Here is a 14,702-nt window from a genome sequence, read left to right as displayed (position 1 = left end):
CCTTAGACAGCGGAAGGGAACGACGTGAGCGGGTTGGAAACGGAACAGATTCCAGGGTCCGAGGAGTTGGTTTGTCTGCTGGACGACGACGGCCGGCAGGTGGGGGTTGAACGCAAGGCGAGCGTGCACACAACGACGACCCGGCTTCATCAGGCTTTTTCCTGCCACATCTTTGACGCCGCGGGACGAACTTTGGTCACCCGCCGAGCGTTATCGAAAGCGACATGGCCGGGCGTCTGGACAAATTCCGTCTGCGGCCACCCAGCGCCGGGCGAAACCTTTGACCATGCCATCAGGCGGCGGGCCGCGGACGAGCTTGGCCTTGAGCTTTCGGAGCCCACAATCGTTCTTCCCAACTTCCGCTATCGTGCGGTTGACGCCTCGGGAATCGTCGAGAATGAGCTCTGCCCGGTCTTCGTTGCCCGCCAACAGCACAATCCCAATGATGCGCTGGTACCCAATCCGAACGAAGTCTGCGAGTGGGCGTGGGTTGATCCGGCCAGCTTGGAACGCTCGGTAGCCATGGTCCCCTTTGCCTTCAGCCCATGGCTGGTCCTGCAACTGCGCGCGGGAGCCTTTGCCAATGTAGGTTTCCAGCGACCGTAGGGTCACCGAGTGGCGCAGCGGGCCATTTCAGCCAGGAGGTACAAATGCGGGCAATTCAATTCGATTACTTTGGTCAGCGGCCTGAGTTGCGGGAAGTGCCGAAACCGGCAGTGACTCCGGGCGGCGTCGTCGTGCGTGTTGAGACAACAGGATTGTGCCGCAGCGACGTTCACGGCTGGTTGGGTCACGATGGCGGAATCGCACTGCCGCACGTGCCCGGGCATGAATTGGTCGGGGTGATTGAATCGGTTGGTCCGGAAGTGAAGCGCTTCGGCACGGGGGAGCGCGTGACCGTGCCGTTTGTTTGCGCCTGTGGCACCTGTCCGGAATGTCTTTCCGGGAACGCGCAGGTTTGCCGGAACCAAACCCAGCCCGGATTTACGCACTGGGGCTCATATGCAGAACTTGTTGCTCTGCACGACGCGGATAATAACCTCATCCCGGTACCCGCCGACCTTGACAGCGGTGCTGCCGCGCTGCTGGGTTGCCGCTTTGCCACCGCCTACCGGGGCATGGCGCATCAGGCGAACCTCAAAGCCGGTGAAAGGCTCCTCGTCGTCGGCTGCGGTGGAGTGGGGCTTAGCGCCGTCATGATTGGCGTCGCCCTCGGCGCACAGGTCGTTGCTGTCGATGTGAACGATGAGCCTCTGGAACGTGCCCGCAACCTTGGCGCTTTCCAGTCAATCAACTCCCGCGGCATGTCTCCGGACTCGCTGGTGCAGGCGATCAAGTCGCTCGTGCCGGCAGGCATCGACGTCTCGGTGGACGCGTTGGGCCGGGCGGAGACGGCAGCGGCCGGCATCCTCTCTCTGCTGCCACGTGGACGGCACGTGCAGATCGGGCTTTTCCCGTCCGATCCCGTCCTCCCCATGTCCGCCGTCATTGCCAAGGAGCTGACCATACTGGGCAGCCATGGGATGCCGGCGAAGGACTACAGCGGTCTGCTGAGCCTCGTTGCCTCCAAGGTCCTCCGCCCGGAAAAACTGATCGAGCGCAGAATCACGCTTGAACAGGTGCCGGATGCGCTGATGGATATGGCCGGTGACACCTCCCCGGCCGGAGTCACAGTTATCGATATCGCGCCAGCCCGCCGCAGCGGGACGGCTGTTTAGCTCCGCCCGGTGACGGATGGGGAGCCCGGGCGTGGACTTTAACGGTTTCGGAGCGTTGGTCGCTGGCTGCGCAAGTCCTCAGTTATCCACCAACGTTGGCCGGACGGGATAATTGGAGGATGCCACAGTTCGCCCCTTATACGCCCGATGGCTTGGTCCGGTTGATTGGAGAGCGTTGCCTCGAACACGACGGTCTCCTCCGGGTTGCCGTGGACGGACCCGCAGCCGGGGACCCACGGGCACTCGCCGAGCGAGTGGCGGTCTGGCTGCAGGAGACCGGACGGCCGTCAGCCTTGGTGGATCTTGATGACTTCCAGCTTCCGGCTTCCCAGCGCTTCGAGAATGGCCGCGACGATCCGGACAGTTTCGCCTCCGCGTGGTTCGATTATGGCGCGTTGGGCAGGGAAGTTCTCGATCCGCTCGGCGCCAGCTGTGGAATCCCGCCGTCGTGGCTGCCGCGGCTGCGGAACGCCGGCACCGACCGCTCCGTCCGAGTCCTTCGGCGGCAGGCACCGGCGGGGCTGGTGATGCTGGTGGCAGGACCCATGCTGCTGGGGCGCTGGCTGGACTTTGATCTCACAGTGCACCTGAGGATGGACGAGCCGGCGCTGCGGCAACGGACGCCGGTTCAATCCCAGTTCACCCTCGCGGCAGTGCTGGCATATCAGGAGCAGCTTGAGGTGGAACCGGACCTCCTGGTCCGATACAACCATCCACACCGCCCGGCGGTGCAGCTCGTACCTTGAATCCGTCCGACCAGATTGAGCGATAGCCTGTCGGGAAGGGAAGACGTTTTTCCAGTGGCGGCGATCCTCCCCGTTCGTTCGCAGCTGCTGCCTGAGAGGTGCCACTCAAATGCCACTGTTCGATCCGAAAGACCACAAGAGCCCCGCGCATGCACGCCTTTACGCGACGATCGAAGTAATTTACACGATCGTTGATTTCACCGCAGCCGGGTTATTCATCGCAGGCAGCATTATGTTCTTCTTTCCGTCTGCGATGACCGCTGCCCTGTGGTGCTTCCTGGTGGGCTCCATTTGCTTCGCCCTCAAGCCAACCCTGCGCCTGGTCCGCCAGCTCCGTTACGTTCAGCTGGACAAGATTGACGAGTTGGCCAAGGCTGAGCAGTCCGGGTAGTCGGCATCCTGAGTTGAGAATTGCCCGGCTTCCCGGCACCGTCGCCAGCATGGTGGAAAGATGGCTGCATGGATGCTGTTGACGCACTCAATGAAATTGCTTTCTGGCTCGAACGTGAACTTGCTCCGACGTTTAAGGTGCAGGCATTCCGCAAAGCGGCCGAAATTGTCGGTGGGATGGGACCCCAGGAGCTGGCCGATCGTGCCCGGGACGGTCGGCTCAAAAACATAAAGGGGATCGGCGGCAGGACCTTCGAGGTCATCCGGCAGTCCGTGGACGGCGTGGTGCCGGAATACCTTGAAAACGTCCGCGGCCGTGGTGCGGCTCCACTCGTGGAGGGCGGCGGGGAACTGCACCGTGCTCTGCGAGGGGACCTGCACAGCCACAGCAACTTCTCGGACGGCGGTTCCCCCGTCGAGCTCATGGTTGACGCCGCGGTGCTTTTGGGCCGGCAGTACCTGGCCCTGACCGATCACTCGCCCAACCTCAAGATCGCCAACGGACTCAGCGCAGAGCGCCTCGACAAGCAGCTTGAATTGCTGGCACAGCTCGACGACGGCCGCAACGGCTTCCGTCTTTTGGCTGGCATTGAAGTGGACATTCTGGAGAGCGGGGACCTGGATCAAACACCGCAGATGCTGGACAAGCTGGATGTGGTGGTGGCGAGCGTGCATTCCAAGCTCCGCTCGGACCGGCAGACCATGACGCGCAGAATGCTCAGCGGGATTCGGGATCCGCACACCAACGTGCTCGGCCACTGCACGGGGCAATTGGTGCAGGGATCGCGGGGCACGCGTCCGCCGTCGGACTTCGACGCCGAGCTGATCTTCGCTGCCTGCGCAGAAAATGAGGTCGCCGTGGAGGTCAATTCCAGGCCGGAACGCCGGGACCCTCCGGACGAACTCATCCAGCTTGCCCTTGAGGCTGGCTGCCTGTTCAGCATTGACAGCGATGCGCACGCCCCAGGTCAGCTGGATTTCCTGCAGTACGGGGCCGAGCGCGCGGCGCTGAATGATGTTCCTGCGGAGCGGATTATCACCACTTGGCCGGTGGAGAGACTGCTGGCGTGGTGCGGTTCACGCCGCTGAGGAATTGGTGCCGACCACATAGGCCGATGCCGCGGGGCCCTTTTCGAAATCGCTGCCCATCATCTTGTCCATATTCATGAACATGGATGACCGAACGCGGAAGGCACCGTGCCGGTGCCGGCGTTCGAGAAACTGAATATGTGGATATGGGCTAACCCTAAGGCCGGATTGCCGCCGATGAACCGGCGGCAATCCGACGGCGCTCAGGCCCGGCTTTTGACCGCCCGCAGCACCCACATGACGGCGCCGATGACGAGCAGGATAATGCCAATCCAGAGCAGGAACGACGCGACTTTCACGGCGATACCCAGGATGAGGAGGACGATTCCAACGATGATAAGTGTCATTACTATTCCCATACTGGTCATCCTAGTACCTCACTGCCCGGCGGCTAAACATTGAATGGGTCTATACTCTGGTGCTCCGGAGCCGCCGGTGGTTAACTTGTGGTGGAACGGAAGGACGGTCATGAGTGGCCTGGTTCGACGCTGGTTTGCAGTTTCTCTGGCGTGGGTGCTTGTAGTCGGGTTTTTGACAGTTGGCGCCCAGCCCGTTGCCGCAGCCACGCAGTACGGAAATGATGTTTCCTGGCCGCAGTGCTCGGTGGCCGCTGGTGGATTCGGGCTCCCGTTGCCTCCCGCCTCAGCCAAGTTCGTCGTCATCGGCCTGACGAAGGGGCTTCCCTTCACAGAGAACCCTTGCCTGGCGTCGCAGGTGAACTGGGCGAAGACGAACGCCAAGCCGGCGCAGGCCTACACCTTGGCGGCGTTCCCCACGACGGCGCAGCTTGCGTCCTACGGTTCACGGGGGCCTTGGTCCACGCGGACCCGGGCGGGACAGTTGTCCAATGTCGGTTATTCTGAGGCCCGTTTCGCCGCCGCGAGCCTGCAGAAGACTGGTTTTGCGGCGCCCGTGGTGTGGATCGACGTCGAACCTCGGACGGCTCAACCTTGGCCCACCGGCGGCGGCCGGCAGCAGAGTGAAAACCGCTACGTTATTGAAGGCCTGATGCGTGGGCTGCATGACGTCGGGCGGTCTTATGGGCTGTATTCCTACACGTCAGCGTGGCAAAGCATCACGGGATCGTGGCGGCTTCCCGGTGTCCCGGTTTGGGCCACAGCGGGTCGGCTCGACTACCCGACAGAGGCATTGGACAGGTGCACGCAGCCCAGTTTTTCGGCGGGACACGTTTACCTGGCGCAATGGTACGACGACGTGCGGGACTACGACCTGACCTGTGGCACCTATGCATTTGGGGCGCTGCCGGTGCCCGCGGCCAGCTTGTCGGGCTCGACGTCCGACTTCGACGGAAACTGGAACAGTGACGTTCTTGCCAGAGTGAGCGCCACCGCGGCCCTGCGGATGTACGCCGGGAATGGACATGGTTCGCTCCTGGCCGGGGTCCAAATCGGGGCCGGATGGAACTCGTTCAATGCCTTGGAGACACCCGGGGACTTCAGCGGTGACGGGCGCCAGGATGTGCTGGCGCGTGAGACGTCAACTGGATATCTGTGGCTCTACCCGGGGAACGGGCATGACGGCTGGCTTCCGCGGGTCCGGGTGGGCAGCGATTGGAACGCCTTCAGCACCATTGTTGGCCCCGGGGACTTCAACGGGGACCAGCTGGTCGACGTGCTGGCTCGGGAGAGGGCGACTGGATATCTGTGGCTCTACCCGGGGAACGGGCATGGCGGCTGGCTTCCGCGGGTCCGGGTGGGCAGCGGCTGGAACATCTTCAACGCCATCGTTGGACCGGGCGATTTCAACGGCGACGGCACAACCGACGTCCTGGCGCGCGAGACTGCCAGCGGCAACCTGTGGCTGTATCCGGGTAATGGGACGTGGGGTTGGCTGCCGCGGGTCCTGGTCGGTCACGGTTGGCAGTCCATGACGGCGCTACTAAGCCCGGGCGACCTGAGTGGAGACCGCGCATCCGACGTGCTCGCGCGGGACGGTTCCGGCGTCCTCTGGTTGTATCCAGGCAATGGGTCAGGGGGCTGGCTGTCCCGGGTGCGTGCCGGTTCGGGCTGGAATGGTATCAACCCTGCGTTCTGATTTGGGCTGATCGGCCCACCTCTCCGGCATGCGGAGTGGAGGCGCCGGCCCGGGCGCCGGAAATCAGTAGTCGAAATGCGTACTTGGAGCTTCGTCGCTGATGGATTCCACCAAGGTCGCTGCCACATCGCGGAGCTTGATGTTGCGGCTGCCGGAGGCGGACTTGAGGATTTCGATGGCGCTTCCTTGGCCGCACCGGTTTTGCGCCATGATGATGCCTACCGCGAGGTCGATGATGGTCCGCGATTCCAACGCCGACCGGAGGTCTGTGGCGGTATCGACGTGCTGGGCAAAGCGCAGGCCCAGCCGGAGGGCTTTGGAGGTGGCTCTGGTGTAGGTCTCGGCCTTCTCAAGCGCGGCCGAGTCGAATTTGCCGACCTGTTCCGAATACAGGTTCAGCGCGGCCCGGGCATCACCTTCCAGATTGAAAGGCACGGCCAGGATGGACCGGATACCGTGTTCCAGAACGGTGGCCGCGTACTCGGGCCAGCGCTGGTTCAATTCCAGATCGGGAACGTGAATGGTGATTTGCTCTCGGGATGCCGTCATGCATGGACCATCGCCGAAGCTGTACTGGATTTCGTCCATTTTGCGCGCGTATTCACTGCTGCTGGCAACTGTGGCCGCCTTTCGGTCCCGCAGCAGAGTAATTCCGCACAACACTTCGTCTCCGGCAGTGGAGAGACTTTCAGCGGAAAAGCGGGCCAGCCCGTCGAGGAATGCCCCGATGTCGTGGCTTTCGAGGATCAGCGACTGCAGATAGTCGTTGACAGCGGATGCGGGAGAGTCGTGGTATTGGCTGGTGTCGATGGCCATGTGGGGATTGCCGTTCCGATAAATACTCCGCGGCATTGACGTCGCAGGAAACCCCTGACCCCTGTGAACAAAGACGGTCTGGACTCGATTGTCGACGCTCAATTCGAAAAGCGCGCTACCGGCTTTTGGCTAAACCGTACCCGCTCATCATAAACCACCTCCGAGGCCGGCAGTCCCGAGGCTGTTGCCCCATTGACCGCGGGCGTTAGGGTGAAGGAAGGCAGGGACCTTCTGCCGAATCACTGCGCGACGGGGGATGAGCAGTTTGAATGAAGCTAAGGCGGCCGAACGTGGTGGAAGTGCCAAGTGAATGAGAGCGAAGCGGCCGAACAGGATGGCTTCTCATTCCAGGACGCCGGACCCGCTGCGGCGTCAGGCCAGGACAAGCTGGCGGTGCGGCTTGGGGCGCTGGCACGTACCCTGCAGCAGGAAGAGGATGCCGAAGCCATTTTGACCGCCATGGTGCATGCAGCGATTGAACTGATCCCCGGTGTTGATGAAGGCTCCATCAGTGTGGTGACAGGGCGCAAGGACGTGTCCTCGCGGGCGGCGTCCAGTGAACTGGCGGCCAAGGTCGACGCACTGCAGGCCGAGACCGGCGAGGGTCCGTGCCTGGATGCCGTCTACGAACACCGCACAGTGCGCGTCCCGGACATGGCGGCGGAAGAGCGCTGGCCCGGATTTGCCCGGAAGGCCAATGCGGCTGGAGCGGCCAGCATGCTTTCCTTCCAGTTGTATGTCGAAGGCGACAACCTTGGCGCGCTGAACCTCTACTCGCGCACCGCCAAGGCTTTCACGGATGAATCCGAACACGTCGGCCTCCTGATCGCGGCCCACGCGGCGGTGGCCTTCGCTGATGCGCAAAAAACCGGCCAGCTGCAGCAGGCACTGAGCAGCCGGGACATAATTGGCCAGGCTAAAGGCATTCTGATGGAGCGCTACAAAATCACCGGTCAGCAGGCATTCCTGATGCTCATCCGCGCCAGCCAGGACGCAAATATCAAGCTCTACGACATTGCTGACCAGCTGGTCAACAGCGGCGAAGTCGGAGGGCCGCACTAACCAACTCTTCGCCGGCAGCTGTCATAGATTCGGCCAGAGATTCGGCCGAGAGCTGGCCGAGAGCTGAGAGTCAACGCTCCGTCAGCTGGGGCGCTTTTGGGAAAAGTGGCGGAACTGGGCTGCGTGCTGACAATGTCCGTCGGTGTGGTTAGAGTTCAGGAATGACGACCCCACAGGACAATTTTCCGTACCAATCCTCCTCCGCGGTTCCGTCCTACAGCGGACAGGGATCCTCTCTGGGACCCGGACAGCCACAATATGTGGCGCTGCCGGCACCCCGGCAGGTGGTGGTCGCTTTCTGGTTGTATATTGCCGCTGCTGCCCTGAGCGTTGTCAGCCTCATCATTGGGCTGGGCGCCATCGGCGGTTCGAAACCAGCCCTGCGGCAGCAGCTTTCAAATCAGGGACAACAGGTTTCCGAGGACACCCTCAACGCTTTCATCGCGGCAGGCATCGCCGTCAGCATCATCTTCGCCGTCGTGTGGGTGGTGCTGTTCGTGCTCTTCGCCTTCTTTATGAAAAAGGGCGCCAACTGGGCGAGGATCGTCCTGACCATCATCACCGTGCTTTCCCTGCTGAACATCGCCAGCGGCTACGGCGTCGGGGCCGTCCAGGTTATCGCGGCCGTCATCGCCACAGTTCTGATCTGGCTTCGGCCTGCTGGCAGTTACTTCAGCGCCGTCAAGGCCCGCAAGGCGGCGCTGCGCCTGTCCTGAAATGGCCAAGCTGAAGTGACAGAGCTGATGTGACAAAGCTGAAGTGACAGCGCTGAAGTGAGGCCCTTCGGGTGGGGTGCTGCCGCGCTTCTCGGCAGATGTCAGGCGTCCAGGATGACCAGATTGAGCCGCCGGATGTGGTCCCGATTGGCGAGCATGGTAATCGCGGTAATTTGCCCGGCGTTGACAGTGAAGCAAAACACCACCCGCGGTTTACCGCCGGGGGCCCACACGGCACCGGCGTTGCCGTCAACGCTGGCCGATTGCGCGGCTTGGGCGCGGCCAGAAAAGGTTTTTGCCACAGCATCGGCGCCCAGCACTTCTCGCTCGGCGCCGGTGGAAACAGCTGCGGAGTCAGCGCGCAGTACGACACCGGGATCCAGCAGCTCCAGCAGCGCCGTGAAATTACCACTCCGGGAGGCAGCGAGGAAGGCGTCGACAAGCTGCCGGTGCCGCGATGGATCAGGCGTGGATTCTGGCGGAGCGCCTCTCACGCGACGCCGGGCCCGGCTGGCCAGCTGTCGGGCCGCACCGGAGGAGGTACCAAGGATGCCGGCAATCTGCTCGAATGGCACGGCGAAGACGTCGTGCAGCACGAATGCCAGCCGCTCACTGGGCGCGAGCGTATCGAGGACAACAAGCAGGGCAAGGCCGACGGCGTCAACAAGTTCCGCTTCATGCTCGGGATCGGTCTCCGCGCCGGTACCCCCGCGCGGGCCGCCGGACGGATCGAACATTGGTTCGGATAACGCATCCTCCCGGCGTGAACTGCGGGAGCGGAGCATGTCCAGACACACGCGTCCGAGCACAGTGGTCAGCCAGCCGGTGAGGTTCCCGATGCTGTCAGTGTCCGTTCGACTCAGCCGAAGCCAGGTCTCCTGGACGGCGTCGTCCGCGTCATGGGATGAACTGAGCATCCGATACGCTATTGCGCGCAGGTGGGAGCGGTTTGCCTCGAACTCGGCGGCGAGCTTTTGTTGTTCCTTCACGGCTCCATCCTTTCAGCGGTGGCCTTCCTTGGTTGACGATTCAAACCCCGTCGGTGTGACACCCGCGCCGCGGCGTCTTTCCAACGGGAAAGACCGCGGCGTCTCTCCAGCCGGAAACGGCCGGAGTGTCACGTTTTGTGGCGGGGCTTCGTCAAAGGAATGGGACCGGGGCCGCCCTGAAACCAGGCGCACCACATCCCGTGTCAGCAGCAACCATTTCGCAGCAGAGGATCGATTTCGATGAAATTCGCAAAAACCATAATTTACGTCGAGGACGTTGAAGCGTCACTGGCCTTTTTCGAGAAGGCCTTCGGCATGAAGACGTCGGTTGTTCAGCCGGGGAGCTACGGCGAGGTCGAAAGCGGTCAGACCGTTATCGCTTTCGGATCGTATGCATCGGGGCAGCAGCACCTGCCTGATGGATACGTCGCCGGTGCACCCTCCTCGTCTACGGTGAGCGTGGAACTATCTCTGGTATCCGAGCGCGTCGAAGCAGATTTCGCCCGGGCCATCGCGGCCGGCGCGGTTGGGCTGCGGGCGCCCGAGGTCAAACCGTGGGGCCAAATTAGTTCCTACTTGCGCACTCCCGACGGAATTATCGTGGACCTGGCCTCCCCGGCACCGGCGTGGACCTGATGGCGGCCGGCTAAAGGACACGCTTGGGGAGCCGGTGAACCGTCACAGCCCCACGGGCGGTCATCGGATGGAGCGGGTCGGGAACGGCGGAACCGGTCGGGCCGCCAAGGCTTGAATGGCCGACGGCGCTCATCACGGCATAGGCGTCTGACGGGCTCCAGTCATGTTCTTCGGTCAGGAAGGCAAACATATCTTCATAGCCCCGGGTGATGCTGTCCTGGACTGGGTCGCCGAGCCCAACAAAAATCCAGTCCTGGGCAGTTTCCACCCGGGGTGCGCGAAGATTCATGCCCTTGACCAGATCGATGCTGACCACGGCAATGCCCTCGGCCTCGATGGCGACAAAGGAGGATTCCCCTTCAGCCATGATGGCGTGGATATCCCCGATGGAAAGGTATCCGCCGTCCACCTCGACGGGAAGGTACACAATGGAGCCGGGCCGGCAGTCCGTCAGGTCCATGTTCCCGCCTTGGCTGTAGGAGGGCATGACGGTGGAGTTTGTGCCGCGCGCCGGTGCTGTGCCGATGCATCCGATCATCGGCAGCGGCGCAAAAACGTGCCGCTCGGTTACGTGCACGCCGTCGTCGTCGATGGGAACCCGGCGGGTGAACATATCCGAACCCATAACGTGCTGCAGTGCCCGGACGCCCGGCAAGCTGACAGCCCAGCCGCGGTCCTTCAGCCTGATCTCGTGGATGGTAACGGCAAGCGCGTCACCGGTACAGGCTCCTTCAACATAAACCGGACCGGTGACAGGGTTGATCTGGACTGTCAGTTTGGCGATATCGTGATGTTCGTGGAGCTGAGCGTAGACCTCATCGCTGGTCTCAAACCCGATCCGTTCGCCCGTGCCAGGCAGGATCACCAAGGCCGGTTCAAGTTCAGCCGAGAAACCGAACTTGCCGTGGCTTTTGTCCAGGAAATAGTCCATGGTATTCCTCTCTTCGTTGCCGGCAGCCGTATAACCGCGTGGCTTGCCGGCTGGCTGGCTTGCTGGGGGGGGTGCGTCAGATCCGGACGGGGTTTTCGAAGGGGGCCAGAATGTCGGCAATTGTCGCGTTTCGCGGAGCGGCCAGTCCCAAGTCCGCTGATGCGGCGGCGACCGTAGTGCTGAGCCAGGGCAATTCCAGCCGGTTGCCGCGGATGAGGTCGTGGTACATCGAGGATGTCATAGTGGGCGGGAGGCCGGCACAGAATTCCAGCCGGTGATCGGCGTACGAGGGATCCAGATTGACCCCCCGTTTGCGGCCGAGGGTGACGACCTCCTGCATGACTTCAAGCAATAGCTGCCGTGAGCGCTCGTTGGCCAGGATGGGTCCGATGGGCAGTCGGGTTGCCGCGGTGGTTGCGGATAGTCCAACCAGGAAAACGTATTTTTGCCACAGTTCCAGCTCGATGTCGTCGCTGAGCTGCGCATCTATGCCGCTGGCACGGCAGGCCTGAAGGAACTGCAGTGTCTGCGGCGATGCGGCGTCGCCGTAATCGCCGAAAACCAGCCGCTGGAGGGTGCCGTCATGGCTGATTACGCCAGGTGAGTCGATGACCGCAGAAATATAGCAGGCACCACCGAGGATCTGCTCCCGAGGGAAACGTGAGGCGAGCAGCTCGTCCTTACTGATCCCATTCTGCAATGACATGACCTGTGCTCCGCCGGCCACGAGCGGTGCAATCTGGGTTGCCGCGGCTTCCGTGTCCCACAGCTTCACCGCCAGAATTACCAGCTCGGCGCTTTCGACCTCCGACGCGTCAGCCACGGCTGAGGCGGGGATGACGTGTTCGTCTCCAAGCGCACTGTTTACCCGCAGTCCGTGCTCGTTGATGGCGTGGAGATGGGCTCCGCGGGCGACGAACATCACATCGTTTCCGCCGGCTGCCAGGCGCGCGCCGAAATAGCCTCCGACCCCACCCGCTCCAATTACCGCGATCCGCATAAACTTTCCTCTCTGTTGTTTCCGGCGTAGGCCGGCGTACCGTCACCGCCTTTTTTCAAGCAAGGGCCAGCCGTAAGGCAGGTGCTGCGGAGCCGGCGGACCTTTGGCCGGCCGACTTCCGGAGTGCCCATCCAGGAGCACTTTGAGTGCTCCCGACATCCGTTGCAGATGCCGTCTGGATCGGCGCAGCCAGATTTCACTGCCGTCGTCGGCCAACTCGGCCAGCTCTTCGTCAAGGGCGGCCAGCCGCCCGGATGCCGAATCCGCGGCGCCAGCTTCGCGCCCCTGCAGATCCGCTGGGAATCCGGTCACGAGCTCGGCGAGACGGCGGCATACCTGAGCCAGCGGTGTGGAGCTGGGGCTGCGGGCGGTTTGCACATCCACCGCTAACCCGCGAGCCGCCGAACACACTGCGGAGAGCACATCAAGGCGGTGCTGCAGTGCGGCCCGATCGCTGCTGGAGGGCGTGGTGGAGCTGACCGCCCGGTTTACCTGTATGACCTGGTTCAGCTGGGCATCGATGCCGCGCGCCGAAGCCAACAGATCGGCAGGGGCGCCCTTAGCAGCCGGATCTTCGTTGCCGTCGCCGTCGTTGCCGTCGTCCTGCGTTGCGGCGGGTTTGCCGTCGCCGTCGCCGTCGTCGGCCTTGGATCTCTTTTGATTTTCGTCCTGCGCGGCCGGGTCAACCCGGTCCGCTAGAGTGCCAAGCAGTTGGCCCAGCAGCTTAAACAGCTCGCTGGAGGCGATCTTCGCGGCCGCTCGGGTCCCGGTGGGCAGCACCAACAGTGAAACGGCGACGCCGATCGCCGCACCGACGGCTGTCTCCTCCAGCCGCAGCACCAGCGTATGTCCGGAGTAGCTGCCGAGCAGGACGTAGAGCTGACCCAGCATGATGGTGATAAAGACGGTCATGGCGGCGTAGGAGATGCGCTGGATGTAGAACGCGCAGAAGATGCAGATGAAGACGCAGACGGCCGCCAGCGCGGTGTTGCCGACCGTCAGGTTGGCGAAGAGGACGGCCAGCGCCAGGCCAATAAGCGTTCCGCCGACCCTGGCGCTGGTTCGCCGGACGGTTTCGCCCGAGTTGGAGGTCCCCGCGAACGCGACAAAGGCGGCGATAACGGCCCAATACCAGCGCTGACCGGAGACCAGGTGCCCCGCGGCAATGGCGATCCCGCCCGCCAGTGCCGCCTGGAACGCCTGCCGTGTGGTCAAGCTCAGGCGCCCGCCGTTGGTCCAGCGCCGTCGGGGGCCCTCTTCCAACGCCTTTTTGGCGGTGCCCGCGGTGCCCGGCAGGTTTCCTCCGAAGAGTGTCACGGCCGACGTGAAATTCTCGTCCCCGCCGGGGTCATCGGACCGGGTGCTTGCCGGGCTGCGCCGGGGTTCGTCGTTGGAGTTCGGGATGAGCTCGACGGCGGTGGATTGGACCGCGGAGGGCTCACCCGTGGTGCCGCGCTCGTCCCGGAGCCGCCCGGCTTTTTCGATCGCCTGCGCGGCGACGGCGAGCCGCCGCATCTGACGCAGGTAGCCGGAGCCCGGCGCATGCGCAAACTTCTCCAGCTTGGTTTGGGCCAAATCCCATTGTCCACGGGCCAGAGCCAGCAGCGCATTTTGGGCCGCCAGCCGTACGCTGGACGGAACGTCGGCCGTGACCGCCAGTTCGTTCGCCGCTCCGCAGACCTCATCACAGGCCATTTCCACCTCAATGAGCCATTGCCGGACTTGGAATCGGCGGGGGATGGGCGCGGCCGTGACATCGGCCAGCTGGCCATCGATCAGCAGTGCCACCTCGGTGATTTGCGCCCGGCGGGACCACAGACGGCGGGCGACCCGGCCGTCGTCGGGCGTTTCCAACCGTTCCGAGGCGGTCTGCATGACCTGCCATGTGCGGGTCCAGAACGCGTCAACCATCCGGCGCAGCGTGCGGTGCGGGCGGTCCTTGAGCAAAGTGACGCGCAGGAGCCAGACCCAGCCTGCGGATATGGCCGCTCCACGAATCAGCCAGGGCAGCGAAGGCAGCTTGGCGCCAATGAACAGGGGCATAAAAAAGCCCATCCAGAGCAGGAAGCCATCGGCAAAGAATCGAGCCCCGAACCGGCGCATCCAGACTGCCGCGAACATGACAAGAATGAACGCCGTTGTCGACAAGGCAGGAATCGGTGCGGTCAGGATCGATACTGTTGCGCCGACGCCAGCGGCGATGGGCGCGATCGCGGCGGTGATCGCCTTGCCCCCAGGGGTCGAGTCATTCATGGTCATCGAGGCCAGCATGGCCACGACAGCGGCCATGATGGTTGGAACGAGGGGAGATTGTCCCAACAACATGATGATGACCACCACCAGCAGCAAAGCGGAACTGACAGCCAAAATAACCCTCAGCGCTGTCCGCAGCCGGGTCAGCCCGGGATCCGAGGACGCCAACCTGCCACGCCAGGACCGGAATCCTGCGCCGAACCTGCCTCGTCCTGACGTTCGATTTGGGCGGGGGGACTCGCTCCCGCTAACCAAGGTCCCTCCACTGTCTGCGCTGCCTGCACTGTCTGCGCTTCCTGCG

15 protein-coding genes are annotated in these 14,702 nt (G+C 63.1%); 9 read left to right on the top strand and 6 right to left on the bottom strand.

Features of this window, described 5'->3' with window-relative positions:
- Positions 1–48 precede the first annotated feature (48 nt).
- From idi to IV498_RS03340, 5 genes are all read left to right on the top strand, one after another.
- A complete protein-coding gene (gene idi, locus IV498_RS03360; RefSeq protein WP_269045159.1) occupies positions 49–606 on the top strand; it encodes an isopentenyl-diphosphate Delta-isomerase in 558 nt (185 codons plus the stop codon).
- Between the two features lie 44 nt (positions 607–650).
- Positions 651–1,718, top strand: coding sequence for a zinc-dependent alcohol dehydrogenase family protein (locus IV498_RS03355; RefSeq protein ID WP_269045132.1), 1,068 nt, complete (start codon positions 651–653; stop codon positions 1,716–1,718).
- 119 nt (positions 1,719–1,837) lie between these two features.
- A complete protein-coding gene (locus tag IV498_RS03350; RefSeq protein WP_269045131.1) occupies positions 1,838–2,464 on the top strand; it encodes a uridine kinase in 627 nt (208 codons plus the stop codon).
- 109 nt (positions 2,465–2,573) lie between these two features.
- Positions 2,574–2,855 carry a YrhK family protein gene (locus IV498_RS03345; RefSeq protein ID WP_269045130.1) on the top strand — a complete coding sequence of 94 codons (282 nt, stop codon included), beginning with the start codon at positions 2,574–2,576 and terminating at the stop codon, positions 2,853–2,855.
- Positions 2,856–2,923: 68 nt separating this feature from the next.
- Positions 2,924–3,943, top strand: a complete 1,020-nt coding sequence (locus tag IV498_RS03340; protein WP_269045129.1) for a PHP domain-containing protein — start codon at positions 2,924–2,926, stop codon at positions 3,941–3,943.
- A gap of 203 nt (positions 3,944–4,146) precedes the next feature.
- Here the strand turns inward: IV498_RS03340 and IV498_RS03335 are convergent, their stop codons facing one another.
- Complete coding sequence (locus tag IV498_RS03335) at positions 4,147–4,290, bottom strand: hypothetical protein (protein WP_269045128.1); 144 nt, start codon at positions 4,288–4,290, stop codon at positions 4,147–4,149.
- 121 nt (positions 4,291–4,411) lie between these two features.
- On the opposite strand from IV498_RS03335, the gene IV498_RS03330 reads away from it, so the two are divergent.
- Entirely contained in the window at positions 4,412–5,998 is a 1,587-nt protein-coding gene (locus IV498_RS03330) for an FG-GAP-like repeat-containing protein (protein WP_269045127.1), read from the top strand.
- A gap of 63 nt (positions 5,999–6,061) precedes the next feature.
- Here IV498_RS03330 and IV498_RS03325 read toward each other — a convergent pair whose 3' ends face one another.
- Complete coding sequence (locus tag IV498_RS03325; protein WP_269045126.1) at positions 6,062–6,814, bottom strand: GAF and ANTAR domain-containing protein; 753 nt, start codon at positions 6,812–6,814, stop codon at positions 6,062–6,064.
- A gap of 306 nt (positions 6,815–7,120) precedes the next feature.
- Between IV498_RS03325 and IV498_RS03320 the strand changes: the two genes are divergently transcribed.
- Both IV498_RS03320 and IV498_RS03315 read left to right on the top strand, forming a co-directional pair.
- Positions 7,121–7,876 (top strand): GAF and ANTAR domain-containing protein, encoded by a 756-nt coding sequence (locus IV498_RS03320; protein ID WP_269045125.1) that lies wholly within the window; start codon positions 7,121–7,123, stop codon positions 7,874–7,876.
- A 161-nt stretch (positions 7,877–8,037) separates the two neighbouring features.
- Entirely contained in the window at positions 8,038–8,592 is a 555-nt protein-coding gene (locus tag IV498_RS03315) for a hypothetical protein (RefSeq protein ID WP_269045124.1), read from the top strand.
- 101 nt (positions 8,593–8,693) lie between these two features.
- On the opposite strand, the gene IV498_RS03310 is transcribed toward IV498_RS03315, so the two are convergent.
- On the bottom strand, positions 8,694–9,581 hold the full coding sequence (locus IV498_RS03310; RefSeq protein WP_269045123.1) for a sigma-70 family RNA polymerase sigma factor: 888 nt from the start codon (positions 9,579–9,581) through the stop codon (positions 8,694–8,696).
- Positions 9,582–9,821: 240 nt separating this feature from the next.
- Between IV498_RS03310 and IV498_RS03305 the strand changes: the two genes are divergently transcribed.
- Positions 9,822–10,217, top strand: coding sequence for a VOC family protein (locus IV498_RS03305; RefSeq protein ID WP_269045122.1), 396 nt, complete (start codon positions 9,822–9,824; stop codon positions 10,215–10,217).
- Between the two features lie 10 nt (positions 10,218–10,227).
- On the opposite strand, the gene IV498_RS03300 is transcribed toward IV498_RS03305, so the two are convergent.
- The 3 genes from IV498_RS03300 to IV498_RS03290 form a co-directional block, all read right to left on the bottom strand.
- Entirely contained in the window at positions 10,228–11,148 is a 921-nt protein-coding gene (locus tag IV498_RS03300; RefSeq protein ID WP_269045121.1) for an acetamidase/formamidase family protein, read from the bottom strand.
- A 76-nt stretch (positions 11,149–11,224) separates the two neighbouring features.
- Entirely contained in the window at positions 11,225–12,148 is a 924-nt protein-coding gene (locus IV498_RS03295; protein WP_269045120.1) for a ketopantoate reductase family protein, read from the bottom strand.
- Between the two features lie 42 nt (positions 12,149–12,190).
- Positions 12,191–14,569, bottom strand: a complete 2,379-nt coding sequence (locus tag IV498_RS03290; RefSeq protein WP_269045119.1) for an FUSC family protein — start codon at positions 14,567–14,569, stop codon at positions 12,191–12,193.
- Positions 14,570–14,702 lie beyond the last annotated feature (133 nt).

The sequence above is a fragment of the Paenarthrobacter sp. Z7-10 genome (assembly GCF_026932795.1).
In the GTDB taxonomy this organism is placed as follows: domain Bacteria; phylum Actinomycetota; class Actinomycetes; order Actinomycetales; family Micrococcaceae; genus Arthrobacter_M.
The sequence above is the reverse complement of the archived record's forward strand: the minus strand, read 5'-3'. Positions and strand labels throughout refer to the sequence as shown.

Excerpts from the sequence above, each read along its gene's own strand:
- IV498_RS03305 (WP_269045122.1), top strand. The coding sequence starts at position 9,822 with ATGAAATTCGCAAAAACCATAATTTACGTCGAGGACGTTGAAGCGTCA.
- IV498_RS03350 (WP_269045131.1), top strand. The coding sequence starts at position 1,838 with ATGCCACAGTTCGCCCCTTATACGCCCGATGGCTTGGTCCGGTTGATT.
- IV498_RS03330 (WP_269045127.1), top strand. The coding sequence starts at position 4,412 with ATGAGTGGCCTGGTTCGACGCTGGTTTGCAGTTTCTCTGGCGTGGGTG.
- IV498_RS03335 (WP_269045128.1), bottom strand. The coding sequence starts at position 4,290 with ATGACACTTATCATCGTTGGAATCGTCCTCCTCATCCTGGGTATCGCC.
- IV498_RS03325 (WP_269045126.1), bottom strand. The coding sequence starts at position 6,814 with ATGGCCATCGACACCAGCCAATACCACGACTCTCCCGCATCCGCTGTC.
- IV498_RS03340 (WP_269045129.1), top strand. The coding sequence starts at position 2,924 with ATGGATGCTGTTGACGCACTCAATGAAATTGCTTTCTGGCTCGAACGT.
- IV498_RS03295 (WP_269045120.1), bottom strand. The coding sequence starts at position 12,148 with ATGCGGATCGCGGTAATTGGAGCGGGTGGGGTCGGAGGCTATTTCGGC.
- IV498_RS03345 (WP_269045130.1), top strand. The coding sequence starts at position 2,574 with ATGCCACTGTTCGATCCGAAAGACCACAAGAGCCCCGCGCATGCACGC.
- IV498_RS03355 (WP_269045132.1), top strand. The coding sequence starts at position 651 with ATGCGGGCAATTCAATTCGATTACTTTGGTCAGCGGCCTGAGTTGCGG.
- IV498_RS03300 (WP_269045121.1), bottom strand. The coding sequence starts at position 11,148 with ATGGACTATTTCCTGGACAAAAGCCACGGCAAGTTCGGTTTCTCGGCT.
- IV498_RS03315 (WP_269045124.1), top strand. The coding sequence starts at position 8,038 with ATGACGACCCCACAGGACAATTTTCCGTACCAATCCTCCTCCGCGGTT.